General features: G+C 51.1%; 24 protein-coding genes. 6 read left to right on the plus strand and 18 right to left on the minus strand.

Features of this window, described 5'->3' with window-relative positions; all coding sequences use genetic code 11:
• Nucleotides 1-141: 141 nt before the first annotated feature.
• From LAJLEIBI_RS15315 to LAJLEIBI_RS15355, 9 genes are all read right to left on the minus strand, one after another.
• The gene (locus tag LAJLEIBI_RS15315; RefSeq protein WP_006443040.1) at nucleotides 142-1,188 is read right to left on the minus strand and encodes an NAD(P)-dependent alcohol dehydrogenase; all 1,047 of its coding nucleotides are present in this window, start codon (nucleotides 1,186-1,188) and stop codon (nucleotides 142-144) included.
• A 35-nt stretch (nucleotides 1,189-1,223) separates the two neighbouring features.
• On the minus strand, nucleotides 1,224-2,705 hold the full coding sequence (locus tag LAJLEIBI_RS15320; RefSeq protein ID WP_149301983.1) for an FGGY-family carbohydrate kinase: 1,482 nt from the start codon (nucleotides 2,703-2,705) through the stop codon (nucleotides 1,224-1,226).
• Nucleotides 2,706-2,784: 79 nt separating this feature from the next.
• Nucleotides 2,785-3,714, minus strand: a complete 930-nt coding sequence (locus tag LAJLEIBI_RS15325) for a transketolase family protein (RefSeq protein WP_138264744.1) — start codon at nucleotides 3,712-3,714, stop codon at nucleotides 2,785-2,787.
• Nucleotides 3,707-4,540, minus strand: a complete 834-nt coding sequence (locus tag LAJLEIBI_RS15330; RefSeq protein WP_149301984.1) for a transketolase — start codon at nucleotides 4,538-4,540, stop codon at nucleotides 3,707-3,709. The genes LAJLEIBI_RS15325 and LAJLEIBI_RS15330 overlap by 8 nt, the downstream gene beginning before the upstream one ends.
• 41 nt (nucleotides 4,541-4,581) lie before the next feature.
• On the minus strand, nucleotides 4,582-5,568 hold the full coding sequence (locus LAJLEIBI_RS15335; protein WP_006443044.1) for an ABC transporter permease: 987 nt from the start codon (nucleotides 5,566-5,568) through the stop codon (nucleotides 4,582-4,584).
• A 14-nt stretch (nucleotides 5,569-5,582) separates the two neighbouring features.
• Nucleotides 5,583-7,079 carry a sugar ABC transporter ATP-binding protein gene (locus LAJLEIBI_RS15340; RefSeq protein WP_006443045.1) on the minus strand — a complete coding sequence of 499 codons (1,497 nt, stop codon included), beginning with the start codon at nucleotides 7,077-7,079 and terminating at the stop codon, nucleotides 5,583-5,585.
• A gap of 307 nt (nucleotides 7,080-7,386) precedes the next feature.
• Complete coding sequence (locus LAJLEIBI_RS15345) at nucleotides 7,387-8,463, minus strand: substrate-binding domain-containing protein (RefSeq protein WP_006443047.1); 1,077 nt, start codon at nucleotides 8,461-8,463, stop codon at nucleotides 7,387-7,389.
• A 346-nt stretch (nucleotides 8,464-8,809) separates the two neighbouring features.
• Entirely contained in the window at nucleotides 8,810-9,823 is a 1,014-nt protein-coding gene (locus LAJLEIBI_RS15350; protein ID WP_040434998.1) for a LacI family DNA-binding transcriptional regulator, read from the minus strand.
• Nucleotides 9,824-9,854: 31 nt separating this feature from the next.
• The gene (locus LAJLEIBI_RS15355) at nucleotides 9,855-10,733 is read right to left on the minus strand and encodes a MurR/RpiR family transcriptional regulator (RefSeq protein WP_006443049.1); all 879 of its coding nucleotides are present in this window, start codon (nucleotides 10,731-10,733) and stop codon (nucleotides 9,855-9,857) included.
• A 244-nt stretch (nucleotides 10,734-10,977) separates the two neighbouring features.
• On the opposite strand from LAJLEIBI_RS15355, the gene LAJLEIBI_RS15360 reads away from it, so the two are divergent.
• From LAJLEIBI_RS15360 to LAJLEIBI_RS15375, 4 genes are all read left to right on the plus strand, one after another.
• Entirely contained in the window at nucleotides 10,978-11,913 is a 936-nt protein-coding gene (locus LAJLEIBI_RS15360) for a transketolase family protein (protein WP_006443050.1), read from the plus strand.
• Between the two features lie 9 nt (nucleotides 11,914-11,922).
• Entirely contained in the window at nucleotides 11,923-12,753 is an 831-nt protein-coding gene (locus tag LAJLEIBI_RS15365) for a transketolase (RefSeq protein WP_006443051.1), read from the plus strand.
• A 14-nt stretch (nucleotides 12,754-12,767) separates the two neighbouring features.
• Nucleotides 12,768-14,294, plus strand: coding sequence for an FGGY-family carbohydrate kinase (locus tag LAJLEIBI_RS15370; RefSeq protein WP_006443052.1), 1,527 nt, complete (start codon nucleotides 12,768-12,770; stop codon nucleotides 14,292-14,294).
• 63 nt (nucleotides 14,295-14,357) lie between these two features.
• Entirely contained in the window at nucleotides 14,358-15,044 is a 687-nt protein-coding gene (locus tag LAJLEIBI_RS15375) for a cyclase family protein (RefSeq protein ID WP_006443053.1), read from the plus strand.
• 51 nt (nucleotides 15,045-15,095) lie between these two features.
• On the opposite strand, the gene LAJLEIBI_RS15380 is transcribed toward LAJLEIBI_RS15375, so the two are convergent.
• From LAJLEIBI_RS15380 to LAJLEIBI_RS15415, 8 genes are all read right to left on the minus strand, one after another.
• Nucleotides 15,096-16,079 carry a serine hydrolase domain-containing protein gene (locus tag LAJLEIBI_RS15380; protein WP_040435000.1) on the minus strand — a complete coding sequence of 328 codons (984 nt, stop codon included), beginning with the start codon at nucleotides 16,077-16,079 and terminating at the stop codon, nucleotides 15,096-15,098.
• A gap of 28 nt (nucleotides 16,080-16,107) precedes the next feature.
• Nucleotides 16,108-16,686 carry a TetR/AcrR family transcriptional regulator gene (locus LAJLEIBI_RS15385; protein ID WP_006443055.1) on the minus strand — a complete coding sequence of 193 codons (579 nt, stop codon included), beginning with the start codon at nucleotides 16,684-16,686 and terminating at the stop codon, nucleotides 16,108-16,110.
• A 140-nt stretch (nucleotides 16,687-16,826) separates the two neighbouring features.
• Nucleotides 16,827-17,471, minus strand: coding sequence for a dihydroxyacetone kinase subunit DhaL (gene dhaL / locus LAJLEIBI_RS15390; RefSeq protein ID WP_006443056.1), 645 nt, complete (start codon nucleotides 17,469-17,471; stop codon nucleotides 16,827-16,829).
• 29 nt (nucleotides 17,472-17,500) lie between these two features.
• Entirely contained in the window at nucleotides 17,501-18,496 is a 996-nt protein-coding gene (locus LAJLEIBI_RS15395) for a dihydroxyacetone kinase subunit DhaK (RefSeq protein ID WP_006443057.1), read from the minus strand.
• A gap of 29 nt (nucleotides 18,497-18,525) precedes the next feature.
• The gene (locus LAJLEIBI_RS15400) at nucleotides 18,526-19,293 is read right to left on the minus strand and encodes a GolD/DthD family dehydrogenase (protein ID WP_006443058.1); all 768 of its coding nucleotides are present in this window, start codon (nucleotides 19,291-19,293) and stop codon (nucleotides 18,526-18,528) included.
• Nucleotides 19,294-19,354: 61 nt separating this feature from the next.
• On the minus strand, nucleotides 19,355-20,323 hold the full coding sequence (locus tag LAJLEIBI_RS15405; RefSeq protein WP_006443059.1) for a substrate-binding domain-containing protein: 969 nt from the start codon (nucleotides 20,321-20,323) through the stop codon (nucleotides 19,355-19,357).
• Between the two features lie 68 nt (nucleotides 20,324-20,391).
• Nucleotides 20,392-21,351 carry an ABC transporter permease gene (locus LAJLEIBI_RS15410; RefSeq protein WP_006443060.1) on the minus strand — a complete coding sequence of 320 codons (960 nt, stop codon included), beginning with the start codon at nucleotides 21,349-21,351 and terminating at the stop codon, nucleotides 20,392-20,394.
• Between the two features lie 17 nt (nucleotides 21,352-21,368).
• On the minus strand, nucleotides 21,369-22,835 hold the full coding sequence (locus LAJLEIBI_RS15415; RefSeq protein WP_006443061.1) for a sugar ABC transporter ATP-binding protein: 1,467 nt from the start codon (nucleotides 22,833-22,835) through the stop codon (nucleotides 21,369-21,371).
• A gap of 343 nt (nucleotides 22,836-23,178) precedes the next feature.
• Here LAJLEIBI_RS15415 and LAJLEIBI_RS15420 point away from each other — a divergent pair, with 343 nt between their 5' ends.
• Nucleotides 23,179-23,472 carry a CD3324 family protein gene (locus LAJLEIBI_RS15420; protein WP_006443062.1) on the plus strand — a complete coding sequence of 98 codons (294 nt, stop codon included), beginning with the start codon at nucleotides 23,179-23,181 and terminating at the stop codon, nucleotides 23,470-23,472.
• A gap of 107 nt (nucleotides 23,473-23,579) precedes the next feature.
• A complete protein-coding gene (locus tag LAJLEIBI_RS15425; RefSeq protein WP_040435526.1) occupies nucleotides 23,580-24,146 on the plus strand; it encodes a DUF1062 domain-containing protein in 567 nt (188 codons plus the stop codon).
• On the opposite strand, the gene LAJLEIBI_RS15430 is transcribed toward LAJLEIBI_RS15425, so the two are convergent.
• Nucleotides 24,133-25,713, minus strand: coding sequence for a response regulator transcription factor (locus LAJLEIBI_RS15430; RefSeq protein WP_006443065.1), 1,581 nt, complete (start codon nucleotides 25,711-25,713; stop codon nucleotides 24,133-24,135). The two genes, LAJLEIBI_RS15425 and LAJLEIBI_RS15430, sit on opposite strands and share 14 nt — an antisense overlap.
• Nucleotides 25,714-25,715 lie beyond the last annotated feature (2 nt).

A 25,715-nucleotide genomic window follows, 5' to 3' on the forward strand; every position in this document is an offset into this window, starting at 1 on the left:
ACCTGACGCTGCCGTTAAGTTTCCGATGTCCGGGCATCTTTAGAAAATGATAATGGGGACAGTCCCCTCCATGCAAAAAGAGACTGCCCCCGTATAAAGAATGAGCGAATTCTCTCCCTTTATACCGTTTTTATGTACAGTTTATACAAACTTGACTACTGCTTTTATTACTTCATCCTTATGGTTGAGGCTGTAGTCGATCGCTTCGATACAGTCTTTGAAGTCAAATTCATGAGAAACAATGTCTTTTACAGGGATCGCGCCTGAGGAAACGGCTGAGATCGCTTTTGGCCAGAGATTTCTGTAGCGGTACACAGAGTATACCACACCTTCCATGGCGTTCAGTGTCGCAACATCCAGTTCCAGAACCGGCTCCGGTGATACCCCGACGAGGGTCACCTTTCCGGCGCGTTTGATCAGTCTGCATGACTGCAGCGTTGTAATGCGGTTGCCCGCGCACTCATATACCTGGTCTGCGCCGCCGCCCGGCAGTGTCTTGGCGAATTCTTCTATACTTTCCCTCGTGCTGTTGAATACTCTTGTCGCTCCGACTTCCAGCGCTTTTTCAAGCCGTTTGTCCATGACATCAGCTACATAGATCTCGCTGACCCCTCTTGCTTTCAGACTCATCACTGTACACAGTCCGATACAGCCGCTTCCGAGCACGATGGCGGTCTCACCGATTCTTGCGTCCGACAGCTCCGTCGCATGCATGCCTACTGCCAGCGGTTCTATCATAGCGCCCTCCAGCGTCGTCATATTGTCAGGGAGCTTGTAGCACATGTTCGCATCGTGCGTACAGTATTCTGCATTTACTCCGTCTCTTTCCCCCGGAATCGCAAGCATCTTGATATTTTTACACAGGTTGTAGTTTCCTTTTCTGCAGTCTTCACACTGTCCGCACGGCACTGCAGGCTCGATGGACACTTTATCGCCGACCGCAAATCCTTCCACCCCTTCTCCGATTCCGGTAACTACTCCGCCCGGCTCATGTCCGAGCGCGAGTGGGCCGTCCAGTGTCCAGTTCGCAAGCTGCCCCTCCTGATAGAAGTGAAGGTCCGAACCGCACACCCCTACATATTCAAGCTTGATCTGAAGCTCGCCTTTTCCCGGCTGCGGTATATCGCGTTCTACCCATTCCAGCTTTTGTTTCCCTGTCAAAACACATACTTTCATCTTTCCTTCCATTATTCTCTACCTCTTTTCTTTTTTACTGAATGCTTTTACCTCGTTAATATAGTTCCAACTGCTGCTTTCCAGCCTTCATACTTTCTATCTCTCAATGCGCCGTCCATTTTCGGCTCATATTTTACCCGCTTTAACTTATTGAAAATGCGCTCGTCCCACACGCCGAGGGCAAGTCCTGCCGCGTACGCCGGGCCGATGCCCGACAGCTCTTCCGAATCCGGCACCTGCACCGCCGCCTCCGCAATGTCGCTCTGGAACTGCATCAGGTAGCTGTTTCTCGTCGGACCTCCGTCCACACGCAGCTCCTCCACTTTCACCTTCGCGTCCTCGCTCATCGCTTTTACGATGTCTGTGATCTGGTAGGCGATGCATTCCACTCCTGCCCGCGCTACTTCCGCTCTTCCCGTCGTCCTCGTCATCCCGACGATGGCCGCCGCCGCGCGGCTGTCCCAGTACGGCGCTCCAAGGCCCGAGAAGGCCGGGACAAGATACAGCCGGTCGTCCTTCACCGCCTCCCGCGCCAGCGCTTCCGTCTCCTGCGGGGAGCTGATGAGTCTCAAGTCGTCCTTCAGCCAGGTGATGACCGCTCCGGTGTAGTTCAGGTTCCCTTCCAGCACGTAGTTCACCTTCCCGCTCATGCTCCACGCCAGGGAGGTTACGACCCCGTGGGTGCTGAGCACCGGTTCTTCCCCGATGTTCATCATGATCGAGGAGCCGGTTCCGTACGTGGACTTTATCATGCCCGGCTTCCGGCAGCCCTGGCCGAACAGGGAGCCGTGGGAATCGCCCAGCACCCCGTGTATCGGCACGGGCCTCGGGAGCAGCCCCTCAAAGTCCGTCTCTCCGAAGTCGGCGTTGGAGTCGCACACCTCAGCCAGGTTGGCCGGGTCGATGCCGAACAGGCCGCAGATCTCCTCATCCCAGCGCAGCGTGAAGATGTTAAAGAGCTGGGTCCTCGATGCGTTGGAGTAATCCGTCTTGTAGGACGTTCTGCCCGTCAGTCTGTAGATGAGCCAGCTGTCGATGGTGCCGTGGCAGATATCGCCCGCGGCCGCCTTCTCCTTTGCCCCGTCCACGTGTTCCAGGATCCAGGCGATCTTGGAGGCCGGGAAGTAGGGGGACAGGTTCATGCCGGTCCTGGCGCGGATCTGCTCCGCCGCGCCGAGCTTCTCCACCCGCTCACAGATATCCGCGGCCCTGGCGCACTGCCAGACGATGGCCTGCCCGAGAGGGGCGCCGGTGGAGCGCTCCCACGCAAGGGACGTCTCCCGCTGGTTGCTGATGCCGACACCGGCGATCTGCTCCTTCGCAATGCCGGATTCCGTCACAAGCCGTGTTACCACCTCAATGGTATTGTGGTAGATCTCCTCCGGATCGTGGGAGACCCATCCCTTTTCATTCACGATCTGCCTGTGGGGCTTATCCGTTCTCCGGATGAGACTTCCGCTCCCGTCAAAGAGAAGGGCCTTTGTCCCCTGCGTGCTCTGGTCTATGCTGATAATAAATTTGTCTGACATCTTATCCGCTCCTATCATAAGGGTTTCACGAAAGGGGTCAGACCCCTTTGGCCATAGGGGTCTGACCCCTATGAAAATTCTACAAAACTTCCTTTATTGTCTTTACAATTCCTTCTGCGTCCAGTCCGTAATACTGGAACACTTCCTTCGACGTTCCCGTGATGACCGGGGCGTCCGGCAGTGACAGGTTCACGACCTTCTTCGGGCATTCGCTCCCTACTACCTGGCTCACCATGGAGCCCAGTCCTCCGTACGGCGCGTGTTCTTCCACCGTCACCACTGCCTTGGCGTTCTGAGCTGCCTTTACGACGGCTTCTTTATCGAGTGGTTTCACGCAGTACATGTCTACCACCGTCACGCTGATCCCTTCTTCTTTCAGCTTCGCCGCGGCGTCCGCCGCCGGCTTCACCATCTCTCCGCAGGCGATCACCGCCACGTCGCTCCCTTCTGTCACGAAGGTCGCTTTATCCATCTCAAACGGCACGTTCCCTTCTTCGTACACGTCGTCCACCGCGTTGCGGCCCACCCGGATGTACGCCGGCTTGTCATCCGCCAGCAGCGCTCTCGTCAGGCACTCCGTCTGCAGACGGTCGCTCGGCAGGTACACCCGCATGTTCGGCACCGCCGCCATGGCCGCGATGTCCTGGGCCGAGTGGTGGCTCATCCCGAGCGCGCCGTAGCTCACGCCGCCGCTGATCCCGATGAGCTTTACGTTTGTGTTCGAGTACGCCACATCTATCTTGCACTGCTCATAGCTCCGCGTGGAGAGGAAGCAGGCCGGGGACGCCGCGTACGGCTTCTTCCCGCATTTTGCAAGGCCGGCGGAGATGCTCACCAGGTTCTGCTCCGCGATCCCCGTCTCCACGAACTGGTCCGGCAGCCCGCTGGCAAATGGGGTGAACGACGCGCTCCCGCGGGAGTCGCTGCACAGCGCCACCACATCTTTATCTTTTTTTGCCGCCTCCATCAGGACTTCACACATCACCTGTTTGTTTGCCGTCTTAGCCATGAAGCGCCGCCTCCTTTCTCTCTGCCAGATCTTTTCTGATCTGCGCAAGTTCCTCTTCATTCGGGACCTTATGATGCCAGTTTGCCTTGTTCTCCATCACGGAAGAGCCCTTGCCCTTCACCGTGTTGGCGATCAGCACGGTGGGCTGTCCCTTCACCGTCTTCGCCTCCTCAAACGCCGCGTGCAGCTGATCGATGTCGTTGCCGTCCGCCACGTCGATAACGTGCCATCCGAAGGCGCCAAACCTTTCATGCAGGTCGTCGTGTCCCATCACGTCCTCCGTATTGCCGGATATCTGCAGCCGGTTCCGGTCCACCACCGCGCACAGGTTGTCGAGCTTATACTGGCAGGCCGCCATGGCGCCCTCCCACACAGAGCCCTCGGCCAGCTCGCCGTCGCCCATCACCGTGTACACCCGGTAATCCTGGCCGTTCATCTTTCCCGCCAGCGCCATGCCGACGCAGACCGGAAGGCCGTGCCCGAGGGAGCCGGAGTTCATCTCCACTCCGGGCAGCTTGTTGTTCGGATGGCCGATGAATTTGGAGCCGAACTTGCTGAACGTGGAGATCAGTTCCTTTTTGTCAAAGAAGCCTTTCTCCGCCAGCACCGCGTAGTATGCCTCCACAGAATGTCCCTTGCTCATGACGAACTTGTCACGGTCCGGGTCGTCCTGGTTCTCAGGACTTATGTTCATCTGGCAGAAGTACAGCTCTGTCAGGATCTCAAGCACGCTCATGTCGCCGCCGATGTGGCCGGCCTTTCCTTCCACGATCATGTCGATCACGGTCTCCCTTAATTCGTAAGCCAAAGCTTTCAGATTTTCCATATTTCCGTCCTTTCTATTTCCACTGCTATGTATCGCACCGCCTATTTTCTCTTAAACATGCGCACCATTTTTTCACGCATTACAGGATTTTCCTTCATAGCATCGATCACGACAGCTATGAGAACGACCCCGCCGGTAACTACCGTCTCCCAGTAAGAAGATACACGCAGCAGTGTAATGGATGTTGAGATCGTACCACTTAAGAGACCACCGATCACAGTACCCACAACGCCGCCGATACCGCCGGTCATGGAAGTTCCGCCAAGTACGGAAGCCGTAACAGAAGGCATTACCCAGTTTGCGCCGATACTTGCCTGGAAGGAGGCCAGCTTACATGTCATGAGTACACCGGCGGTAGCTGCCAGCAGACCACTCAGGCAATAGACGAGCATCTCAACTCTCTCTGTCTTGATACCTACGATTTTCGCGCAGTTTCTGTTTCCGCCAAGTGCAAAGATATGACGGCCGAATTTCGTGCGTCTGAGCATGACGGTCAGGATAACGCAGATGATCAGCATGATGATCACGATCGTCGGGAGGATCCCTCCGATAACTCCATTGGCAATAAACTGCGCGTCATCCGGAACACCAACGATAGGCATACCTCTTGTAATGATATATACGATTCCTTTGTAGATCTCACCGGTCGCCAGCGTTACGATGAACGGAGTGATCTTCAAGTATGCGATAAAGAATCCGTTTACAGCTCCGAACACAACGCCGAGAAGACAGGAAATAAGGATCGCAAGGTATGAATTCATTCCCATCTCGACCATGAATGTAGCGGCAAACATACTGCTGACCGAGCCGATCGCCGCAACGGAAAGGTCGATGCCGCCTGTCAGAAGTACGATCGTCTGCCCAAAACTGATGATGATGATAAAGGATGCCGCACGTGTCAGCGTACTGATGTTATATGCTGTGAAAAAGTTGCCGGTGGCGGCGTGTACCGCAATTCCTACAAGAATTGTCACTATGAGGACCATTCCTGCAGTAGATTTAAAGAAATCAATAATTTTTTTACCCATTGTTTTATTCCCTCCTACTGAAATGCCACTTTCAGAACGTCTTCTTCTGTGGTCATGTCTACATCTTCGATATATCCTTTGATTCTTCCCTGGTGTACGACCATTACTCTGTCGGCGAGCGCCAGAACTTCCTCCATCTCGGAGGAGATCACAACGACCGCGACCCCGTTGTCCGCCAGTTCCCGCACAAGCTGATGGATCTCTCCCTTGGCATTGACATCAATACCGCGGGTCGGCTCATCCATAATGAGCATTTTGATTCCTTTGGCCATCCAGCGGGCAACGATCACCTTCTGCTGGTTGCCGCCGCTTAAGTTCTTGATAAGCTGCTCCTGCCCTGCTGTTTTGATCTTGAACTTGCCGATATAGTCGTCGGCGATCCTGGACGCCTCTTTAAAATTGATCAGGCCGTTTTTCTTCAGCTGGTCATAGGAAGGAAGCATCATATTTTCAAGCACAGACATGCCAGGCGTGATTCCATCGTGACGCCGTTCTTCCGAGACATATCCCATGCCGAGCCTGATCGCCACGCGGGGATCTCTGATGTCTACTTCTTTGCCCTCCACAAATGTCTTTCCGCCCGGTTCTTTCTGAGTTATGCCAAATACAGTCTTAAATATCTCCGTCCTGCCGGCGCCTACAAGCCCCGCCACACAGAGAATTTCTCCCTTTTTCACCTGGAAGCTCACATCCTGGAACTCTCCTTCCCGGTTCAGCTCCTTCGCTTCAAAGAACACTTCATCGGAGACTTCTCTCGCAATATGCCGGGACTGTTCCACTTTCTTACCGGCCATACAGGTGATGATATCTTCTTTTGTCATATCTTTGACTTCCGCCACTTTGACGAGCTGTCCGTCACGCATGATGGTCATGCGGTCTGCCTGCTCAAGCACTTCATCGAGATGGTGGGTGATAAACACCATTGCCGTTCCCTCTTTTTTCAACCTCTGCATGGATTCAAACAGGGATTCGGCTTCCTTGTTCGTAAGCACAGCCGTGGGCTCATCCAGAATGAGCACCCTCGGCGAGTAGGCAAGTGCCCGGGCAATAGACACGAGCTGCTGGTATGCGGCAGACAGTGTCTTTACTTTGCGGGTCACATCTATCTCAACATTTAAGATCTTCAACAATTCAATTGCTTCTTTCTGTGTTTCTTTCCAGTTGATCAATGTTCCCTTGGCTCTCTCGTTTCCAAGGAAAATATTTTCTTCTATCGTAGCCTCAGGAATGAGATTCAGTTCCTGCGGAACCAATACGATATTCTTTCCGAAGGCATCTTTTGGAGATGAGATCTTGACCGGACTGCCGTCCATGAAAATCTCGCCTTCATCCATGATGTACTGTCCGGTAAGGACGTTCATCAAAGTACTCTTACCTGCACCGTTTTCTCCCAGCAGTGCGTGGATCTCGCCCGGCTTAATGCTTAAGTCGACTTTATCCAGCGCTTTTGTACCAGGGAAGGTCTTGGTGATTCCTTTCATTTCAATTACGAATTCGCTCAACTTATTCACTTCCTCTACCTTTCTTTCAATCCTTCGTGCCGCCTTTTCGTGCTACATTTCTTCTTTTTTTCCAGGCCTGGCCCCCACGCCCTTGCGGGCGGATGCGCCGCCCGTATCAAGTCATATATATTGAACCGCTGACGTTCAATATGGCATGCTTATTGAACTGTTAATGTTCAATATGGCATACTTATTGAACTGCTAACGTTCAATAAGGTATAAAAATTCCACGCAACCATGCTCACATAATCGCGTGGAATTTTATAATCAGCCAGCCAGTCTGCACGTGGTGTGAAACCCAATGTTTACTTTTAGCTTATTTTGCTTCACCAAACAGCATATCGATGTATTCGTCTGCCTGATCCTGGTATACAGATGTTGATCCAACGTCTGTGATTTCGTCAACCTTTTCACCGTCGATACATTTTACTGCATTGTAGATCAGTTTGTATCCCATGTCATAGCAGTTCTGAACCTGAGCAACATATAAGGTACCGTCTTTCAGGTAATTGAATGTACGAAGGTCGTGGTCCATACCGCCGATGATCACTTCGCCGCTCTTGCCGGCATCTTTTACAGCCTGACATGCGCCGACCGGGTTAGACATGTTGTTGCAGAGGATACCGTTCAGATCCGGATAAGCCTGCATCCATGCTTCTGTGATCTCGATCGCCTTCTCTACAAAGTCATTGTCTCTCTGGTCGTCAACTACTTCGATGTCCGGATACTTTTCAACTGTGTCGTAGAAAGCCTCAAGGCGCTGCTCGTGGGAAGATGCTCCGATCGTCCCTGACAGGAAAGCGATCTTGCCTTTTTTGCCCATCTTTTCGCACACTGCTTCTGCTATTGCGGCACCGTCGCCGTAGTTGTCATTGTTTCCAACGAAAAATGATCTCTTGGAATCCGGGATATCAGAAGATGCAAACAGTGCAACTTTAACACCTGCGTCTACCGCGTCATCAACAGCCGGCTGTGTTGTCTCAATCTGGTTAACATCTACCGCCACAAGGTCATATCCCTGTCCTACTGCAGTCTCGATCGAGTTGACCTGGTCAACTGCGTCCGGCTCAACTGGTGCGTACCACTCGTAATCGATCGTCACGCCTTTGTCCTTAAAGTCTTCTACAGCTGCTTTTACACCGACTTCGATCGCGTCATACCAGGCATGTACTAACTTGTATGTACAGTAGATCTTATATTCATCTTTCTTTGGCTCGTAGTTTGTGTCAAAATCCTGGTCTGCAAGAGCTTTCGCGTTTGCAGCTTCCTGTGTATCCTCTGTTTTCTTGTCATCTGACTTGGAATCAGATTTTCCGTCGTCTTTGCTTCCGCATCCTGCCATAGCCAAAACCATAGCTGCGACTAATAATAAACTAACAATTTTCTTTTTCATAATTTTCTCCTTTCAAACTTAACCTTTGCTTTTTGCATGTTGCAAAGCCTCCTTGAAATTCTCCTCCTTTCTCCTAAATTTTTCAGTCACGGGAATTCGTTATTTAGTAAATTTTTTATAAATTATCGACTAAATTATTTTTTCTAAATTTATCGAACAATTCATAAATATTTTTAGAAATGTAGCACATTGACTAAGTTTTAACGGATTTCCCTCTGTTTTTTGACTTTATAACCAAGTTATATCACCTTTATCTTGTCATGTCAACTAAATTTCAAATAAAAAAATAGTGTTTTTACTAAATTAATTTTAGTAAAAACACTACTAAATTTTTAAATCCCTTTATTTACACTAATTTCTTCACACTTTCATTCACGATCAATTTTGTTCCAAGTTTATATTTTACAGTATGCTTCCTTTTGTTGCTCATTTTTTCCATCAGCATCTCCACGGCCATCTCGCCCATCTCATCCCCGGACAACTGCACCGTTGTAACCTTCGGGTCTGTGAATGAACAGATCGGCCGGTTGTCAAACCCGACAATAGACACCTGGTCCGGCACTTTGATCTCCCGCCGCTTCATCGCCTGCACAGCCCGGCACGCAAGCAGGTCATTGTCGGCGAGAAACGCGGTCGGAAGCTTTGAATGTCCGTCCAGATACCTTCCGACATCGCGTTCTGTCTCCGATTCCATATATCCCACTTCCATGATCCGTTCCGTGTCAAACGTAAGCCCCCTGCGCCGAAGACAGTCCTCGAACGCCTGCATTCTCTCCTCAAAGCAGAGAATCGGCACTTTACTTTTGATATACCCGAACTCTCTGTGCCCCATCTGGTACAGATACTCAAACCCCTGGTATATCCCGAGATAATTGTCTACAGTGACAGTATCTACCGCCAGCGTAGGGAACGGATTGTCTATGAAAACGCACGGGACATTGAGCTTTGAAAAGATCTCCATATCCTCAGGGTACATCTCCACCGCATACACGATATAACCGGCATACCGGAAGTTCTCTAAAGCGAGATACCTCTCATTGAGCGGCATACTCTTGTCCAGATACATCATGGTCATCGTATAATTATTCCGCTCAATAGCCTTGTTGAGGCTCTCGGACAAATAATTAAAAAACGGGTATTCGTCCACGATCGCCCCGCCGCACTTATATATGACAAAGCCTATATCTCCTCGTTTGACGCCCCCGTCCTTCAGGAGATACTCACAGTCCAGCTCAATGATCTTCTTCAGGATCTCTTCTCTTTTTTCTTCCCCGACCCCCGGTTTATTGTTAAGCACCAGAGATACGGTCGCCGGGGATACTCCCAGTTCCCGGGCAATATCCTTCGCTTTATACTTCATGTTACTTATTCCTCCCAGATTTTCCTCGACCTTACACATTTTTATCCGGCAATTTATTCACCTTTAAATTTTCTGAAACCTCCTGTAATCTGGCAAACGAATTGGCCTCCATCTTCTGCAGCACGCCCATATATACGGCGTCCAGCATGGCCTGTTCCGCTACCCTGCGGGCAATGATCTCCTTGTCTACCGTCGTGTCAGTCGTCACATTGTATAAAACAATATCCGAATACTTCGTAAGCTCCGACTTCCCCGCTTTGGTGATACAGATCGTGACCGCGCCGCGGCTTTTTGCGATCCGCATTGCTTCCACCACCTGTTTTGTCCTCCCGCTGTGAGAGATGGCGATCGCCACGTCTCCTTCTTTCATGTTGCAGGCATTCACGATCTGCACATCCGCGTCGCTGTCTGCATAGCAGTCATATCCGATCCTCCGGAACCGAAGACTTGCATAGCTGCACGGAAACATGGCGTCACCGATGGCAAAGAAGCATATTTTATTGGCCGTGGACAATACTTCACATGCATTTTCATACTCCTCTACCGCAGCCACCTCCAGCGTCCTGCGAAGATTCAGTATGTTAAGCTCAAACACTCTTGCCACGATCTCGCCCATTCCCTGCCCGGTGCTCAGGCGGACAGACTCCTCCTTCACCGCCGGCAGCTGAAGCTGTGTTTCCAACAGACTTTTAAGCTCGGCATATCCTGATACACCGATCGTCTTGCACAGTCTTACGATCGTAGCCTCCCCGCACTCGCATCTTACCGCGAGCTTTTTAAGAGACATCCTGGTAACTTCCTTCGGCGACGCCAGGACAAACTCCGCCACTCTCTTTTCCGCCGCCGTCAGGCTAGGCAGAAGGAACCTCGTCGTCGCCAGAATATTACGTCCATTCTCAATCATACCCATTTACATTTTCTCCCATTCTGTCATCTTAGCTTTATTATCCCATAGTTTTACTCCGCTTTCAACACGTTATTTTTGGAGTGTATTAATTGTTATTTTCCATTATTTTGGCCATTATATACATATATTTCCTTGTTTATTTTTATTTTAATTGTGCAATATTCAGTATTTACAATCCAATTATTGTATTCTATAATTGGAGCATGAACTAAATTTTACAAAATAATTTTTAGAAAGGACTATATTTATGAAAAAATCATTTCGAGCCACGCTCATTGACACTGTCCTGCAAAGCGCCAATGACTATGACAACCTGGTCGTCCTGAACGCCGATTCTGCACGCGCTCTGAAACTGACCGATTTTACAGCCGCATATCCCGACCGCATGTATGGAATGGGCATAAGCGAAGCAGATATGGTCGGAACAGCAGCGGGCATGGCAGCCGCAGGGCTGCTTCCTGTGATCGTCGGATTTTCCATGTTTGTATCCGAAAAACCATTTGAACAGTTACGGCAGGCCGTCGCATACCCGAATCTGAACGTCAAGGTCATCGCCACTCACAGCGGCCTCTGCGTGGGGCAGGATGGAGCGACCCACCAGGCGCTGGAGGACATGGCTGTCATGCGCTCGCTGCCAAACTTTAAGGTATATGCGGCCGCTGATGTGGCCGAGACAAAGGCGGCCGTCGAAGCTATGCTGAAGCATGACGGACCTGCTTATCTCAGACTCGGCCGTGATCTGGCTGAAGACATTTTTGATGAAAATAAGTCCTTTTATCCCGGAGGCGCCGACGTACTGCGGGAAGGCGCGGACGTGACGATAGCGGCATGCGGCCTCATGGTGGAACAGGCGCTGCTGGCAGCCTCTGCGCTTCGCTGTGAGGGCATCAACGCAACCGTGCTGAATACATATTCCGTCAAGCCGCTCCCGGAAGCTCTCCTTTTGGAGCGGGCCAGAAAGACAAAAGCTTTTGTCACCGCAGAAGACCACTCCGTCATAGGAGGTCTCGGCGGCGCGGTGTGTGAATTCCTGTCGCAGACATGTCCTGTGCCGGTGATCCGCGTCGGCGTAAAAGACTGCTTCGGGGAATCAGGAACACAGGACGAATTATATCATAAGTACGGCCTGACCGCAGACCATATCGTCGACGCGGCCAGACGCGCGGTCAGCATGAAAGGGTAGGTGGTTACAATGTCCAGAGATATAAAAGAACTGAAAACAAAGGCAAATATGATCCGCAGAGATATTTTAGAGATGATCTATAATATCCGCTCCGGACATCTCGGCGGCTCTTTCTCCATGGTGGAACTGCTGACGGCGCTCTACTTTGACGAAATGCACTACGACCCGGAGAACCCGAAAGCTCCGGAGCGGGACCGCTTTGTTCTCTCCAAAGGCCACACTGCTCCCGCCCTCTACGCCGCCCTCGCCAATGCGGGATTCTTTCCAAAAGAAAAGCTTCTCACTTCTTTCCGGAGGATCGACTGCATGCTGCAGGGACATCCCGACATGAAAAAAACGCCCGGAGTGGAGATGACCAGCGGTTCCCTCGGTATCGGCCTCTCCGCCGCAGGCGGCATGGTGCTCGCCTGCCGTCTGCGCGGGCTTAAAAGCCGCGTATACTGCATGATCGGAGACGGGGAGCTGAACGAAGGCCAGATCTGGGAGGCCGCGGCCACGGCAGCTCACTACCGTCTGGATAACCTTACGGCGCTCATCGATGTCAACGGACTGCAGAATGACGCGGAGACAAAAAAGGTGAAAAACATGCTCGATATCCGAAAGAAGTGGGAGGCTTTCGGATGGAACACGACCGAGATAGACGGGCACGACTTTGACGCCATCTTCAGCGCACTTGACGCAGCCCGTGCATGCAAGGGGCGCCCCACTGCCGTCATCGCTCACACCGTCAAAGGAAAAGGCGTATCCTTTATGGAAAATGTCGTCGCCTTCCACGGCAAAACGCCGACGGAGGATGAGTACCGGGACGGAATGAAGGAACTGAAAGCAGCAGGCTTGTAACAGGAGGGGACAGCATGCACGAACAAATATTTATCGGATGTGATATCGGCACATCAAGTACAAAAGCAGTTGCCGCAGATATAAACGGCAGGATCCTTGCCCATGCCTCTGTGTCTTATGGGCTGTCAAAGCCGCACAGCAGCTGGGCGGAGCAGCATCCCAACGTATGGCTTGACGCTGCGGTATCCGCGATCCGTTCCGTCACAGGGATGCTTTCTTCGTCGGACCGCATCGAGGCGGTCTGCATCAGCGCGCTGTACGGAGGGACCGGCGCGATGTGCGACGAACATATGAAGCCCGTACGGCCTTCCATCATCTGGATGGACCGCAGGGCAGAAAAAGAAAGCAGGGAGCTTAAGGAGACGATCGGGGAGGAAAACATATTTCAGGTATCCGGCAATGGAACAGACTCTTACTTCGGGTATACAAAGCTTCTCTGGGTCAAGGAAAATGAACCTTCCAACTGGTCGAGAATACGGCACATTCTCCCCATCCACAGCTACGTCATCTGTAAAATGACCGGCGAGATAACTGTCGACTACTGCTCCGCCGGAAACGTGGGCGGCATCTACGATTACGCAGAACATTCCTGGTCCGAAGAGATGTGCCGGACCATGGAGATTCCTTTTCATGCGCTGCCCTCCCACTTTTACCGGCCGGATGACATCGTCGGAACATTGAATGAAGAGTACCAGGAAAAGCTTGGGATCCACAGGCCGGTCCCCTTCTGCGCAGGCACTGTAGACTGTATTGCCTCCATGCTGAGCGCCGGCATCGTACATGCCGGAGATAACGCGGCCGTACTCGGCACTTCTTTGAACTGGGGATTTATACACGGCAAACGCCCCGATAACCCAAGTCTTATCTCCATGCCTTACTGCACAGATCCCTTGTCCGTCAGTTATACCTACGGCGGGGCTTCCACCGCGGGCGCCCTTCCGAGATGGTTTGCCCAGAACTTTCTCGGTGAAGATTCTGCCTCTGCCTACGACTGCCTGGAGCAGGAGATCCGCGGCAAAGCCATAGGCCCCGGGGCGGACGGGCTCATCGCGCTTCCTTACTTCATGGGCGAACGGACGCCCATCTGGGATGAGAATGCCGCGGGGGTGCTGTTCGGCCTGACGCTCTCGCACACGAGGGCACATATCTACCGGGCGGTCCTGGAATCTGTGGCCTATTCACTGAGACACATTATGGAATCCATGACAGACACGTCGTCCGGCGTGAGCAAAATCGTGCTCGTCGGAGGAGGGGCCCGCTCCGGACTGTGGAAAGAGATCTTTGCCGACGTCACCGGGCTTCCCGTGTGTACACCGGTACAGGACGTTGAGGCTCCCCTCGGGGACGCATTTCTCGCCGCCGCGGGCACTGGCTGTATAAGCGGTTACAGCACCATAAAAGACTGGACCGCCATGCGCGAACCCGTGCTGCCCGGACCGGACCGCCACGAACAGTACAGCCGGTACTTTGCACTGTACAAGGAACTGTACGAAAACCTGAAAGAGACAATGAAAAAACGCGCGGATATGCTTCGGAACTGAAGCACACCGTGCCAAATATCAACTATCCGTCCGTTAGGAACAAGCAGAAAGGAGCGCACTATTATGAAAATAGATTTCAACAAAGTTGTAGAACTGAGCCACCGCATGATTCCAAGAGAAGAACCTTTTAATCTCCAGACGTGGGTATACGATGTGGATATTTTAGGGGAGAGAGGGGAGCCGCACAGTCCGGGTACATGGTACGTATCCGGCGACGTAAGCTTCTCCACACACTGCGGCACTCACGTAGAATTTCCCCTGCATCACGTGGAAGGCGGTTTAAACGCCGCCACCTTCCCTCTCACAAGCCTGATAGGCGAAGCCGCCGTTCTTGATTTTACCGGCAAAAAGGCAGGGGACTGCATGTCACTCGACGAATTCAAGGCATATGAAGACAAGATCCAAGAAGGGGACATCGTCTTCCTTCACACAGGGCTTGACAAGAACTGGCGCACCAACGACTGGGAGCCTTATCCATACGTGGCATGCGACGCCATGGAATGGCTCATCCACGAGAAAAAGATAAAAGCCATCGGGACAGACGCCACTTCTCTGGAGAACTTTAATGTCCCGGACCAGCCAAACCATAACCTTGCTTTCAAAAATAACCTCGCAATGGTGGAATCACTCACAAATCTGGACAAAATAGCGGACGAACGCGCACTCATATTTATGCTGCCGCTTAAAATCGCCGGAATCGAAGCATGCCCGTGCCGGATCATCGCCGTCAAAGAAGGCGGGATTTACTAATACGCAGTTGGGGACGGGGGAAATTTAAATTTCCCCCGTCCCCAACTCATTTTATTTTATCAAAATTGGTTCTATATGATTTTGAACAAATTCCACACGGTCAAAAATTGTCGGTTTGAAATACGAGGTCACTGCTATAACAATGTTGTTGGATGTATTCACATAGATCACGTTGCCACTGTTTCCTATTGCTGAATAACAGTTGTTTTTATCATCTGTCAGCCACCACAAATATCCATAGGACATATTTCTAAATTCTTCACCGCATTTGTGATAAGGCTTTGTCATTTCTTCAATCCATTTTGATGACACGATTTGTTTTCCGTTACAGTTCCCTTTATCTAAGCAGAGCTGCCCGATTTTGGCCGCATCCGCGGCGGACAGGCACAGCCCATATCCGGCAGCGCCCGTACCCTGCGGGTCGCAGAACCAAATGTGGTCTTTAGGAGTTTTTGATATGGTAAATTCCTTATGTTCTTCAGCCGTTTCAGCCAGATAGTTTTCATGTACTTTAACACCGGCCGGCTTAAAGAGATATTGATTGGCAAAATCCACCGTTTTCATGCCGCTTACTTTAGCAATAATACCCGTTAAAATATGAATCCCTAATGTAGCGTATTTAAACTCTCCTGTCACTCCGGCTCTGCCACCAAGAAAATCTAACGCCGAAATAGTCCAATCTTCACTGGAACAGATTTTTGTCCATGGCTCATATTTATATTTGTAGGGTGCTGTCATTGTAAGTAAATGCCTTATAGTGACATTTTGAATTGTTTTTTCACCCCGTTTTATTCTGTATTCCGGAAAAAAAGACAAAACAGGCTGGTTTACATCTTCTATCAGTTTTTGGTCAACAGCGATGCCGGCCAGCAAAGATACGATACTTTTTGTTACGGATGCAACGTGACAGGTATCGTCTTTTTTGTAGTCATTCCATTCGTCTGAGTAGACTTCGGCTCCATCTTTATATGCTGCTATCTGGCAGATATTAGGCTGCTGCTCTGCGATGAAGCTATGTAATTCTTCTATATTCAAAATGTATATCCTCACTTTCAAATTTAACCTATTTCCGTAGACCTGCGTTGATCTGCGACAAAAATCCCTTTGCGCTCTGGCGCATCATTTCGTACACCTCCTGCTTTGTAACCGTAATCAACCCAGCTGCTATAAAAGAAGCCAGCCCATGAGTATATATCATCATATTTCTGCAGAATATTTCTACTTCCTCTATGTTAATATCAAGTTGCTGTGCGATCTGAGCCTTCACTATGCCGCCTTCGGTCGTATCAGTAATTGCGTCAAAGCCTCCTATAAACACTTTTTCATTATTGTTCATGTAGAGATATTGGAATAACCTGGGTTCATCAAAGGCAATGTCAATATACGCGGTACCAGCCTCATAAAAGGCGGCCATTCCACTTGATGAAGTGGTTTGCTTTTCTTTGGCGTACTGTAATGCGTATTCCAGAAGCGCCCTGCGCAGTCCGTCCATATTTCCGAAATGCCAGGAGATAGGCTGTGTAGAGCACCCGATCTCTTTTGCCAGCGCTTTAATATTTAGCGCGCTATAGCCTTCTCGTATGAGCATTTGCAGCGCGTGCTGTAAAATTGTTTCCTTTGGAATTTTGGGACTGCTTGGCATAATACAACCTCGTTCTATAAATCAATTTACTGTAAACTAATTTATAGTATATTTGAGAACTGCCTGTTTGTCAAGAAGAGGATATTCCAAAATCTTTTTTTGATTTCAGAATATCCTCTTACCTTACAATAATGGAATCGTTATCCGTTCAATATCTCTTTGATCCCGTCTGCCATCGCCTCCAGAATGATGCAGCACGATGTCGCTCCTGCATCCAGCACGCCGCGGGAGCGTTCGCCAAGACGGCTGGAGCGGCCATATTTTGCCGTCATGTCCTTTGTGGAATCGCGCCCTGCCCGGGCTGCTTCTTTCATCTTATCCAGTGTTCCGGCAAAGTCCTCCCCGGCTTTGGCCCCGTCTCCGACGGCTTTGGCCGCGGGTGAGAGGGTGTCGACCAGTGTCTTGTCCCCCACTTTGGCTTCGACAATGCCGCACAGACCGTCAAGTCCTGCCGTGAGCATGCCGCCGAAGTCTTCCAGACTGATCTCCTCAAGCTCTGCCCCTGCCTCGGCCATATCCATAAATATCGTTCCATAGATGGGACCCATGGAGCCGCCGATCTCATTTAACAGAATCATCCCAAGCTCATCAAGCCCATCTGTAAAACTGATATCTTCATCCTTGAACCTTGTCTCAAACACAGTGAATCCTTTATTCATGTTCATCCCGTGGTCTCCGTCCCCGATCAGTCCGTCCACCTCTCCGAGATATGCCTTGTTATCCTGTATTTCCTTTACCATCCTAAGCAGTACCGGCTTGCCGTCCGCATTTTTAAATCCGCCCATATGTTCCTCCCTGCCATTCTATATTTATCTCAAAACTGTGTAAGCCCCATGCTCTCAGCCGGCATGTCTATCAGCTCTTTTAATTCCCCGTCCAGCTTCATGACCGTGAGCGTTGCTCCCATCATCTCAAGGGACGTAAAGTAATTGCCCACATATGCCCGGTGAGTCCTGATACCTTTGCTCTCCAGAATCTTGTCGATCTCATCGTATAATACATACAGCTCCATCACCGGAGTTGCGCCAAGTCCCGAGACGAGCACGGCCACTTCATCCCCCTTCTCAAACGGATAATCCGGCAGCACTACGTCCGTCATCCGCTCAGCCATCTGAGCAGCGCTCTCCAGCGGGCACACTTCAATGCCAGGCTCACCGTGATGCCCGATGCCTACTTCCATCGTTCCGTCTTTGATCTCAAAGTTCGGGTGTCCCACCGCCGGGAGCGTACACGGTGTCAGCCCGATCCCGACGCTTCTCGTATTGTCTATCGCCTTCTGGGCAGCCGCCACCACTTCATCCAGACTGGCTCCCTTCGCCGCTTTTGCTCCGCCCACCTTCCACATGAGCACCTCGCCTGCCACGCCTCTTCTCTTTTCCCGCTGATCCTTCGGGGCGGACGCCACGTCATCATTGGCAACCACTGTCTTTACGGTTATGCCGGCCTTCTTCGCCATCTTCACCGCCATTTTTACATTCATATTGTCACCGGAATAATTGCCGTACAGGCAGGCAACTCCCTGCCCCTGGTCCGCCTCCCTGCACGCATCCAAAAATGCCGCCGCCGTCGGAGAAGAACATATCTCCCCCACCGCCGCCGCGTCACAGAGATTCCTGCCCACGTATCCGATAAAGGCAGGCTTGTGTCCCGAACCTCCGCCCGTGACAACTCCGACTTTGCCCGCCGGAATATTCTTCGCCTTCACGACACGCGGATTTTGGGCCGCTTCCACAATATCAGAATGTGCTTTCAGAAAGCCTTTGAGCATCTCATCTACTATATCATCCGGATCATTTAATATTCTCTGCATACACTGTCTCCTCCAACTTGTTGTTCTGTCTATTTGATCGTATATCCGCCGTCGATCAGCAGGTTATGCCCCGTGATCATCGCAGCCGCGCCGCTGCACAGGAAGCCGATCGCGCCCGCGACCTCATCCGGTTCCGCGAACCGTTCGGAAGGCATCTCCTTTTTGAACGCATCCCCGGCCGGTCCGTCCCACGCCTTATGTCCAAGCTCTGTCAGCACGACCGTCGGAGATACCGCATTGACGCGTATCCCGTATCTGCCCCACTCATAAGCCATCACTTTTGTCATCGCTATGATCGCCCCTTTGGAAGCACAGTAGGCCACATGCTTGTCAAGAGCGACCACACCTGCCTGAGAGGCCATATTCACAATACATCCGTTTATTTCATTATCGATAAAATATTTTCCCATCATCTGCGCCATCATAAAGGATGCCTTCAGATTTACATTCATCGTGCGGTCCCAGTCCGCTTCGCTTATAAGTTCTGCTTTCTCAAGCGCCACGATCCCTGCGCAGTTCACGAGAATGTCAACCTGGCCAAACGCCTCCGCCGCCGCGTCAAGCACTCTCTCCCTGTAGGCCGCGTCTGTCGCATCCCCTGAGACTCCGATGGCTTTTGGATCCAGTTCCTTTGCAATGTTGTCAACGTCCGGATTCAAATCTGCCAAACATATATTCACACCTTTTTCAGCCAAAAACCGGGCCGTAGCATAACCGATACCCGCTGCACCTCCCGTAATGACCGCCGTCTTTCCTTCCAGCGAAAAGTCCGCGTCTGCTCCGTAATATTTTAACATGATTTTTCCTCCTCACTTTCGTATGCCGGGAAGCATCATCAGGCTTCCCGGCACATTTATACTATTGGGCTCTCTCTCTGAAATCCGCTACATTGTCTTTGTTTACCTCTTCAAACTCGATCCAGTAATTCTCATCAACGTCTTTGCCGTTTACCGCGTCCATAAGAACCTGGACTGCTTTTCTCGCCTGTCCGTCCGCGTTCTGGAAAATAGATACGACCAGGTTGCCGTCTTCCACCGCGTCAAGCGCGTCCGTGATCCCGTCCACGCCTACGGCGGGGATATCCTTATTGGCAGCCTTCACTGCCTCTCTTGCGCCGAGTGCCATCTCATCGTTCTCGCCGATGATGCCGTCGATCTCATCAAACGCCTGCAGCCATGTCTCCATAACAGTCATCGCCTCTGAACGTGACCAGTTGGCCGTCTTTTCTGCCAGCACTTCCACGCCCGGGTTCTTGTCAAGAATGTTCTGTATGCCCTCACGCCGCTCGATCTGCGCAGACTGTCCCATCGGTCCCTCGATGATAACGATCTTGGCGTCCGTTCCCACTTTATCCAGAAGGGCCTGTGTCTCCATCTCTCCGGCCTTCACATCTTCAGACCCTACATAACTCGTCAGTTTATCGTTCTTCACACGCGTATTGACCCCGACGATCGGTATTCCGGCTTCCACTGCCTTGTCGACACACGGAGAACACGCTTCCGCGTCCTGCGGGTTCAGGATGATACCGTCGCAGCCGTCGGCGATCATCGTCTCCACCTGGCTGATCTGCGTGCTTGCGTCATAGTTTCCGTCATAGACCGTAAGCTCGATGCCAAGCTTCTCCGCCTCGTCCTCAGCGGCATTGGCAAGACGCACCGTATACTCATTTTTCAGACTGTAGAGCGTCATCCCGATCTTCACCTTTTTCCCGGAATCCTCTGTGTCCGACTTTTCCTTCTTTGCATCCTTGTCCGCCGCTCCGCAGCCCACAGCGAGCCCTGCCGCCAGACCCAGGCACAACAGTACACTTAATAACTTCCTTTTCATTTCTTTTCCTCCTTTTTTTGTTTATATAAAAATGCAGCTGCATCTTTATTTTCTTTTTATAGCGGCACCTACCTTGATTCGTTGAGCGAATCGAGCATGACCGCGCCGATGATGATGATCCCCTTTATAACGAGCTGCCAGTACGAAGACACCGCCATCATGTCCAGTCCGTTGTTCATCACTCCCATGATCAGAAAACCTACGACCGTTCCCCACAGCCGTCCCCGTCCGCCGGACAGGCTGTTGCCGCCGATAACGGCCGCCGCGATGGCATCCACTTCATACCCGTCGCCGTTCTGGGAGATCCCGGAAGTGACGCGGGACGTCAGTATCACTCCCGCCAGACCGGCGAGAAGACCTGATATCATGTACACCGAGCATATGACCATTTTTATATTGATACCGGACACCCTCGCCGACGTTGCATTTCCTCCTGTGGCAAACACGTACCGTCCGTATCGTGTCTTATAAAGTATGATATAACATACAATCAATACACCAATCAATATTAAAACTGGAATTGGTATAATTCCTGCACTTCCGCCGCCGATCACAAGAAATTCCTTGCTCAGTCCCGGAATTGGTTTGGCATCACTGGCCATGAATGTGATTCCCCTGGCTATGCTCAGCATACCGAGCGTCGCAATAAATGCCGGAACTCTCAGATACGCGATGACAACTCCGTTTATCGTTCCGATGAGAAGTCCGATGGCAAGGCCGGTAAGAAGCGCCACGTACCACGGCATTCCAGTCTCCGTTCTGGCCACAAGCGCACAGTACATGCCTGCCGCCCCCACTGCCGAGCCGACAGACAGGTCGATCCCCCCGGTGAGGACGACAAAGGTCATCCCGAGCGCCAGCAGACCGTTGATGGACGCCTGGCGCAGCATATTGAGCATATTTGTGACTGTGAGGAACCTGGCTTTCATTACGGTAAAAAATATCATGATGACGACCAGACCGAGAATGACGCCGTACTTTGCCAGAAATTCTTTGATGTTAAATTGTTTGCTTTTACTCTTTTCCATAATTTTCTCTTCCTCCCTTATATGTGCGATACCGCCATCTGCATGATGCTCTCCTGCGCAAACTCACTCCTGTTAAGCTCTCCACCCACTTTCCCGTTGCTCAGGACAAGCATTCTGTCCGCCATTCCCATGACTTCCGGCATCTCCGAAGAAATCATGATAATAGCGTTTCCTCTCGCCGCATATTCACACATAAGCTTATATATCTCCGACTTTGCGCCTACGTCGATTCCTCTCGTAGGCTCATCTAAAATGAGAAGCTTCGGATTTTTGATCATCCACTTCGAGAGGACGACTTTCTGCTGATTCCCTCCGGACAGAGATTTTACAAGCTGCCTCGGGCTGTGCAGCCTGATACGGAGCCGCTCGATCTCATCCTTTACGAGACTGTTTTCTTCCCTTTCATTGATGAACAGTCCCCGGCTCAGTTCCTTCATAGACGCAAGAGAGATATTCTGCCCCACGCTCATCTCAAGTACAAGCCCTTCCTGTTTTCTGTCCTCCGTCACATATGCGATCCCCTCCCGGATCGCATCTTTAGGCTTTCTGATATGCAACGGCTTTCCGTCAAAGATGATCTCACCTTTGTCCGGTCTGTCCAGGCCGAACAGCGCATGCATAAGCTCTGTCCTGCCCGCTCCCACCAGACCAGCGATACCGTATATCTCTCCCCTCTTCACCTTAAAGCTGATGTCCTGGAATTTATTCCCGAGCGTAAAGTTCCTGACTTCCAGTATCGTATCCGATATCGGGACCTCCGACTTTGGAAATATCTCCGTAAGCTCACGCCCTACCATATTTTTGATCAGTATATTATTGTCGATCTCCTCAGCCTTCCACGTATTGACATACTGGCCGTCCCTAAGTACGGTGATATCATCTGATATCTGGAAGATCTCGTCCATCTTGTGTGAGATATAGATGATTCCTTTCCCCTGGTCCTTCAGGTCACGGATTATGGAAAACAGATTATCGACTTCCTTGTCCGTGATGGCGGAAGTCGGCTCATCCATTATGATGATCTCCGCATTCAAAGATATCGCCTTCGCGATCTCTACAAGCTGCTGGTCCGCGACTTTTAAGGAGCCCACCTTTTCTTTCGGGCTTATATGTACTTTCAGGCTTTCCAGCAGTTCCTCCGTCTGCCTGTACATGGCGGCATAATCGACAAACAGCCGGCCGCCCGGTTCCCTGCCAAGATAAATATTTTCCGCCACTGTCATCTCCGGCACCGGGGACAGCTCCTGATGTATCATGGCTATGCCGAGCGCCTGTGAGTGCTTTGGCGACTGGATATCAACACTCTTTCCTTTGACCGTGACCGTTCCCGCGTCACATTTATGGATTCCGGCCAAAACCTTCATCAGCGTGGATTTGCCCGCGCCATTTTCCCCCATCAGTGCGTGGACCGTACCTTTTCTCAGGATCAGATCTACTCCGTGCAGCACTTTGACCGTGTTAAAGCTCTTTTCGATTCCCTTCATTTCCAATAAATTCAAAGTCCTCGCTCCTTTCTCACTGAATTCCTCTGTCTGTTTTTATTCTATTACAGAGAACACACCCGGCGAGGTTCAATATTTTACAATAAAGTTTTAATTTTCCGGATGTTTTTTTGCTGCTCATATTTATTTATAAAACAAAGATGAGAACGCAGTTTCCGCATGTATATGGTATACTGTTAACTATCTGAAGATAAAGGAGGGCTGTATACTTATGCTTAACCCTATACACCGCGCTGCTTAGCAAAGGCTGACGCAGCTGCCCGGTATCCAGTTATTGTGAGTTAGCCTTTGCTTTTCCTGTTAATACGAAACAAAGGAGAGCAAGATGCGCTACAAGAAAGCTGACCAGATTCTGCCGCAGGAATTACTTGAAAAGATACAGGAGTATGTGGACGGCACGATCCTGTACATCCCAAAGACCGAGGAACATAAAAAGAACTGGGGAGAAGGAACGGCGACACGGGAAGAATTGAGGATCCGCAACAGCCGGATCTATTCAGACTACCTGGCCGGTGAAAATATGGACAATTTATCCGCCAAATATTTCCTGTCTCTGAAAAGTATCCAGCGGATCATCGGACAAGAGAAGAAAAAAAACGAAAAAGGCCTGAACCGGTGACACATCCCGGTTCAGGTCTTTTCTCAAGTTTGTTTATAAAAAATGTATTCGGTTGGACGGTCCTGCCTGTAGTGCTACAATTTTACAGAACGAAAGGACTGTGTAAATTGAAAAAGATCGTATGGAACGTCCGATGCGGACCGCCTGCCGTACTTCGCCACTGCCGGGGCTGCGGCTTTAAAACTGAATATATATGCTCCGGCCGGTTCCGGATCAACGCGCAGCGGAAGCATCTGGACATTTGGCTCATATACAGATGTTCCCGCTGCGGCGCAACGTGGAATTTGCCCATATACTCCCGCGTCCGCCCTGCCTCTGTAGCCCCGGATCTTCTCGGGCGTTACCAGAGCAACGACCCCGGCCTTGCCCTGCGGCATGCGCTCGATATGGGCCTGCTCCGGGCGAACGGCGCGGCTGTGCGCACCCCCGTCTTAACGATAGACGGGGAGGACCTTCCTCCTGACGGGTCCGCCGAACTGCACCTGGCCTGCCCGCACCCGCTGAACGTAACTGTCTCCTCCATACTGCGGCAAAAGCTCTCCCTGTCCCGCAGAAGGCTGGAACAGCTCATTGAAAATGGCACACTAAAGGGAACTTCAGGCGCAGATCTGATGAGACAGAAGCTGTCCGGCACAGTCATCGTGACCGTAAACGGATCTGTCACCGGCTTATGAGCTTTTCCCTGTATCCTCTCGGCGTCTCTCCCGTCACCTTCTTGAACACGACTGAAAAGTATTTCGGATTGTTATAGCCGCACAGTTCGCCTATCTCCTGGATGGGAATGCTGGAATCCTCCAGCAGCTTCCTGGCGATCTTGATCCTCTCGCCGGTGAGATACGCGCTGAATCCTCCGCTCGTGTATTTCTTAAAAAGCGTGCTCACATAGCCGGATGTCCTGTGAAACTTTTCCGCGACTGTATTCAGATCCAGTTCCTCTGTTATGTGCTCATCCACAAAGTCCAGCATCTGGCGCATCAGCGCCTCATTCACTCCGCCGCTGTCATCATAGAGCTCCTTGAGCAGTTCGATGCGCTCTTTCAGCTCCTGCCCCGCCTCCCCGACGGACCAGATGCAGGAGAAGCTTTTGTACTTCTCATCCCACACCGGTTTCCCGGTCTGCTTGCGCGACATGACCAGATTGATATGGTTCTGCACCTCCTCATACTCGTGCTCCAGAACCTTCAGCACACGGCGGGTCTTCCCGGAATATGCCAGCTTCCGGTAACGGTCCAGCATGTCAAATATATTGATCTCTTCGATCGGCTTCAGCCGCTTCACAAGCTCCGGAGACTCTGTCTCTTTTCCTTTCTCCAGTTCCTGATAAACGCAGACCATATCTCCTTCTTCAAATATCTTATAGCCGGCCGCCAGCATGGCATGCCGAAGAGAGACGTGGAGCTGCACAGAGTCAAAAGCCACATCCCCGATTCCCGCGTAGATATCTGTCTTACAATACTGTTTCAGCAGCGTCACCGCATCCCGCACAAGCTTTTTCTTCTGTTCCAGCAGGGCGTTCTGGCTCTCTCCCTCAAAGATCGCCACAACCATGCCGGGACTGTACACAACATTGACCACCTTCTCGTCGTCCAGGCGGAGTCCCCAGAACTCATCCAGAATATTCTTCACCACAAAGTCTATGTATTCCTGATTCCCCGGCGTCACCTTATACTGAACCGCGACGCACATATACAGGTGGGAGTCAAAGCTCATTCCAAGCTCTTTAAGCTGAATAAGATAATTCCTCGCCTCCTCGCTGCTTGTACATTTCAGCAGGCCGAGCAGAAAGTCTCTCTTGAGCTTTTCCATAATCCTTATGTTCTCGCTCCTTTTCAGATACTCCTCCCGGTTCCTCTGCTGCGCCTGCCGGATGTCAGCTATGTATGAATGGATGAGTTCCACGAATTCATTTTTCTTGATCGGCTTCATGACATACTCTTTTACTCCGAGCTTGATCGCCTTTTTGGCATATTCAAAATTTTCATATCCCGAGAGGATGATGACCGGCACATTTACATTGATCTCCTTCAGCCTCTGGATAAATTCCAGGCCGTCGCAGCCGGGCATGCTTATATCCGTTATGATCAGTCCCGGCGTCTCGGTCCTCGACTTTTCAAGCGCCTCAAGGCCGTTGCGCGCCTCCACGAAGATCACCTCTTCCCGCAGGTTCCCGGACAATATGGAGACGATCCCTTTCCGTATGAATTTTTCATCATCTGCAACCAGTATCTTAAACATTCCCATCA

Origin of the sequence: [Clostridium] hylemonae DSM 15053, from assembly GCF_008281175.1 — a bacterium.
GTDB classification, from domain to species: Bacteria; Bacillota; Clostridia; order Lachnospirales; family Lachnospiraceae; genus Extibacter; species Extibacter hylemonae.

Coding starts and splice junctions, on each gene's coding strand:
- LAJLEIBI_RS15315 (WP_006443040.1), bottom strand. CDS start 1,188: ATGGAAGGAAAGATGAAAGTATGTGTTTTGACAGGGAAACAAAAGCTG.
- LAJLEIBI_RS15320 (WP_149301983.1), bottom strand. CDS start 2,705: ATGTCAGACAAATTTATTATCAGCATAGACCAGAGCACGCAGGGGACA.
- LAJLEIBI_RS15325 (WP_138264744.1), bottom strand. CDS start 3,714: ATGGCTAAGACGGCAAACAAACAGGTGATGTGTGAAGTCCTGATGGAG.
- LAJLEIBI_RS15330 (WP_149301984.1), bottom strand. CDS start 4,540: ATGGAAAATCTGAAAGCTTTGGCTTACGAATTAAGGGAGACCGTGATC.
- LAJLEIBI_RS15335 (WP_006443044.1), bottom strand. CDS start 5,568: ATGGGTAAAAAAATTATTGATTTCTTTAAATCTACTGCAGGAATGGTC.
- LAJLEIBI_RS15345 (WP_006443047.1), bottom strand. CDS start 8,463: ATGAAAAAGAAAATTGTTAGTTTATTATTAGTCGCAGCTATGGTTTTG.
- LAJLEIBI_RS15350 (WP_040434998.1), bottom strand. CDS start 9,823: ATGAAGTATAAAGCGAAGGATATTGCCCGGGAACTGGGAGTATCCCCG.
- LAJLEIBI_RS15355 (WP_006443049.1), bottom strand. CDS start 10,733: ATGGGTATGATTGAGAATGGACGTAATATTCTGGCGACGACGAGGTTC.
- LAJLEIBI_RS15360 (WP_006443050.1), top strand. CDS start 10,978: ATGAAAAAATCATTTCGAGCCACGCTCATTGACACTGTCCTGCAAAGC.
- LAJLEIBI_RS15365 (WP_006443051.1), top strand. CDS start 11,923: ATGTCCAGAGATATAAAAGAACTGAAAACAAAGGCAAATATGATCCGC.
- LAJLEIBI_RS15370 (WP_006443052.1), top strand. CDS start 12,768: ATGCACGAACAAATATTTATCGGATGTGATATCGGCACATCAAGTACA.
- LAJLEIBI_RS15375 (WP_006443053.1), top strand. CDS start 14,358: ATGAAAATAGATTTCAACAAAGTTGTAGAACTGAGCCACCGCATGATT.
- LAJLEIBI_RS15385 (WP_006443055.1), bottom strand. CDS start 16,686: ATGCCAAGCAGTCCCAAAATTCCAAAGGAAACAATTTTACAGCACGCG.
- dhaL (WP_006443056.1), bottom strand. CDS start 17,471: ATGGGCGGATTTAAAAATGCGGACGGCAAGCCGGTACTGCTTAGGATG.
- LAJLEIBI_RS15395 (WP_006443057.1), bottom strand. CDS start 18,496: ATGCAGAGAATATTAAATGATCCGGATGATATAGTAGATGAGATGCTC.
- LAJLEIBI_RS15400 (WP_006443058.1), bottom strand. CDS start 19,293: ATGTTAAAATATTACGGAGCAGACGCGGACTTTTCGCTGGAAGGAAAG.
- LAJLEIBI_RS15405 (WP_006443059.1), bottom strand. CDS start 20,323: ATGAAAAGGAAGTTATTAAGTGTACTGTTGTGCCTGGGTCTGGCGGCA.
- LAJLEIBI_RS15410 (WP_006443060.1), bottom strand. CDS start 21,351: ATGGAAAAGAGTAAAAGCAAACAATTTAACATCAAAGAATTTCTGGCA.
- LAJLEIBI_RS15415 (WP_006443061.1), bottom strand. CDS start 22,835: ATGAAGGGAATCGAAAAGAGCTTTAACACGGTCAAAGTGCTGCACGGA.
- LAJLEIBI_RS15420 (WP_006443062.1), top strand. CDS start 23,179: ATGCGCTACAAGAAAGCTGACCAGATTCTGCCGCAGGAATTACTTGAA.
- LAJLEIBI_RS15430 (WP_006443065.1), bottom strand. CDS start 25,713: ATGGGAATGTTTAAGATACTGGTTGCAGATGATGAAAAATTCATACGG.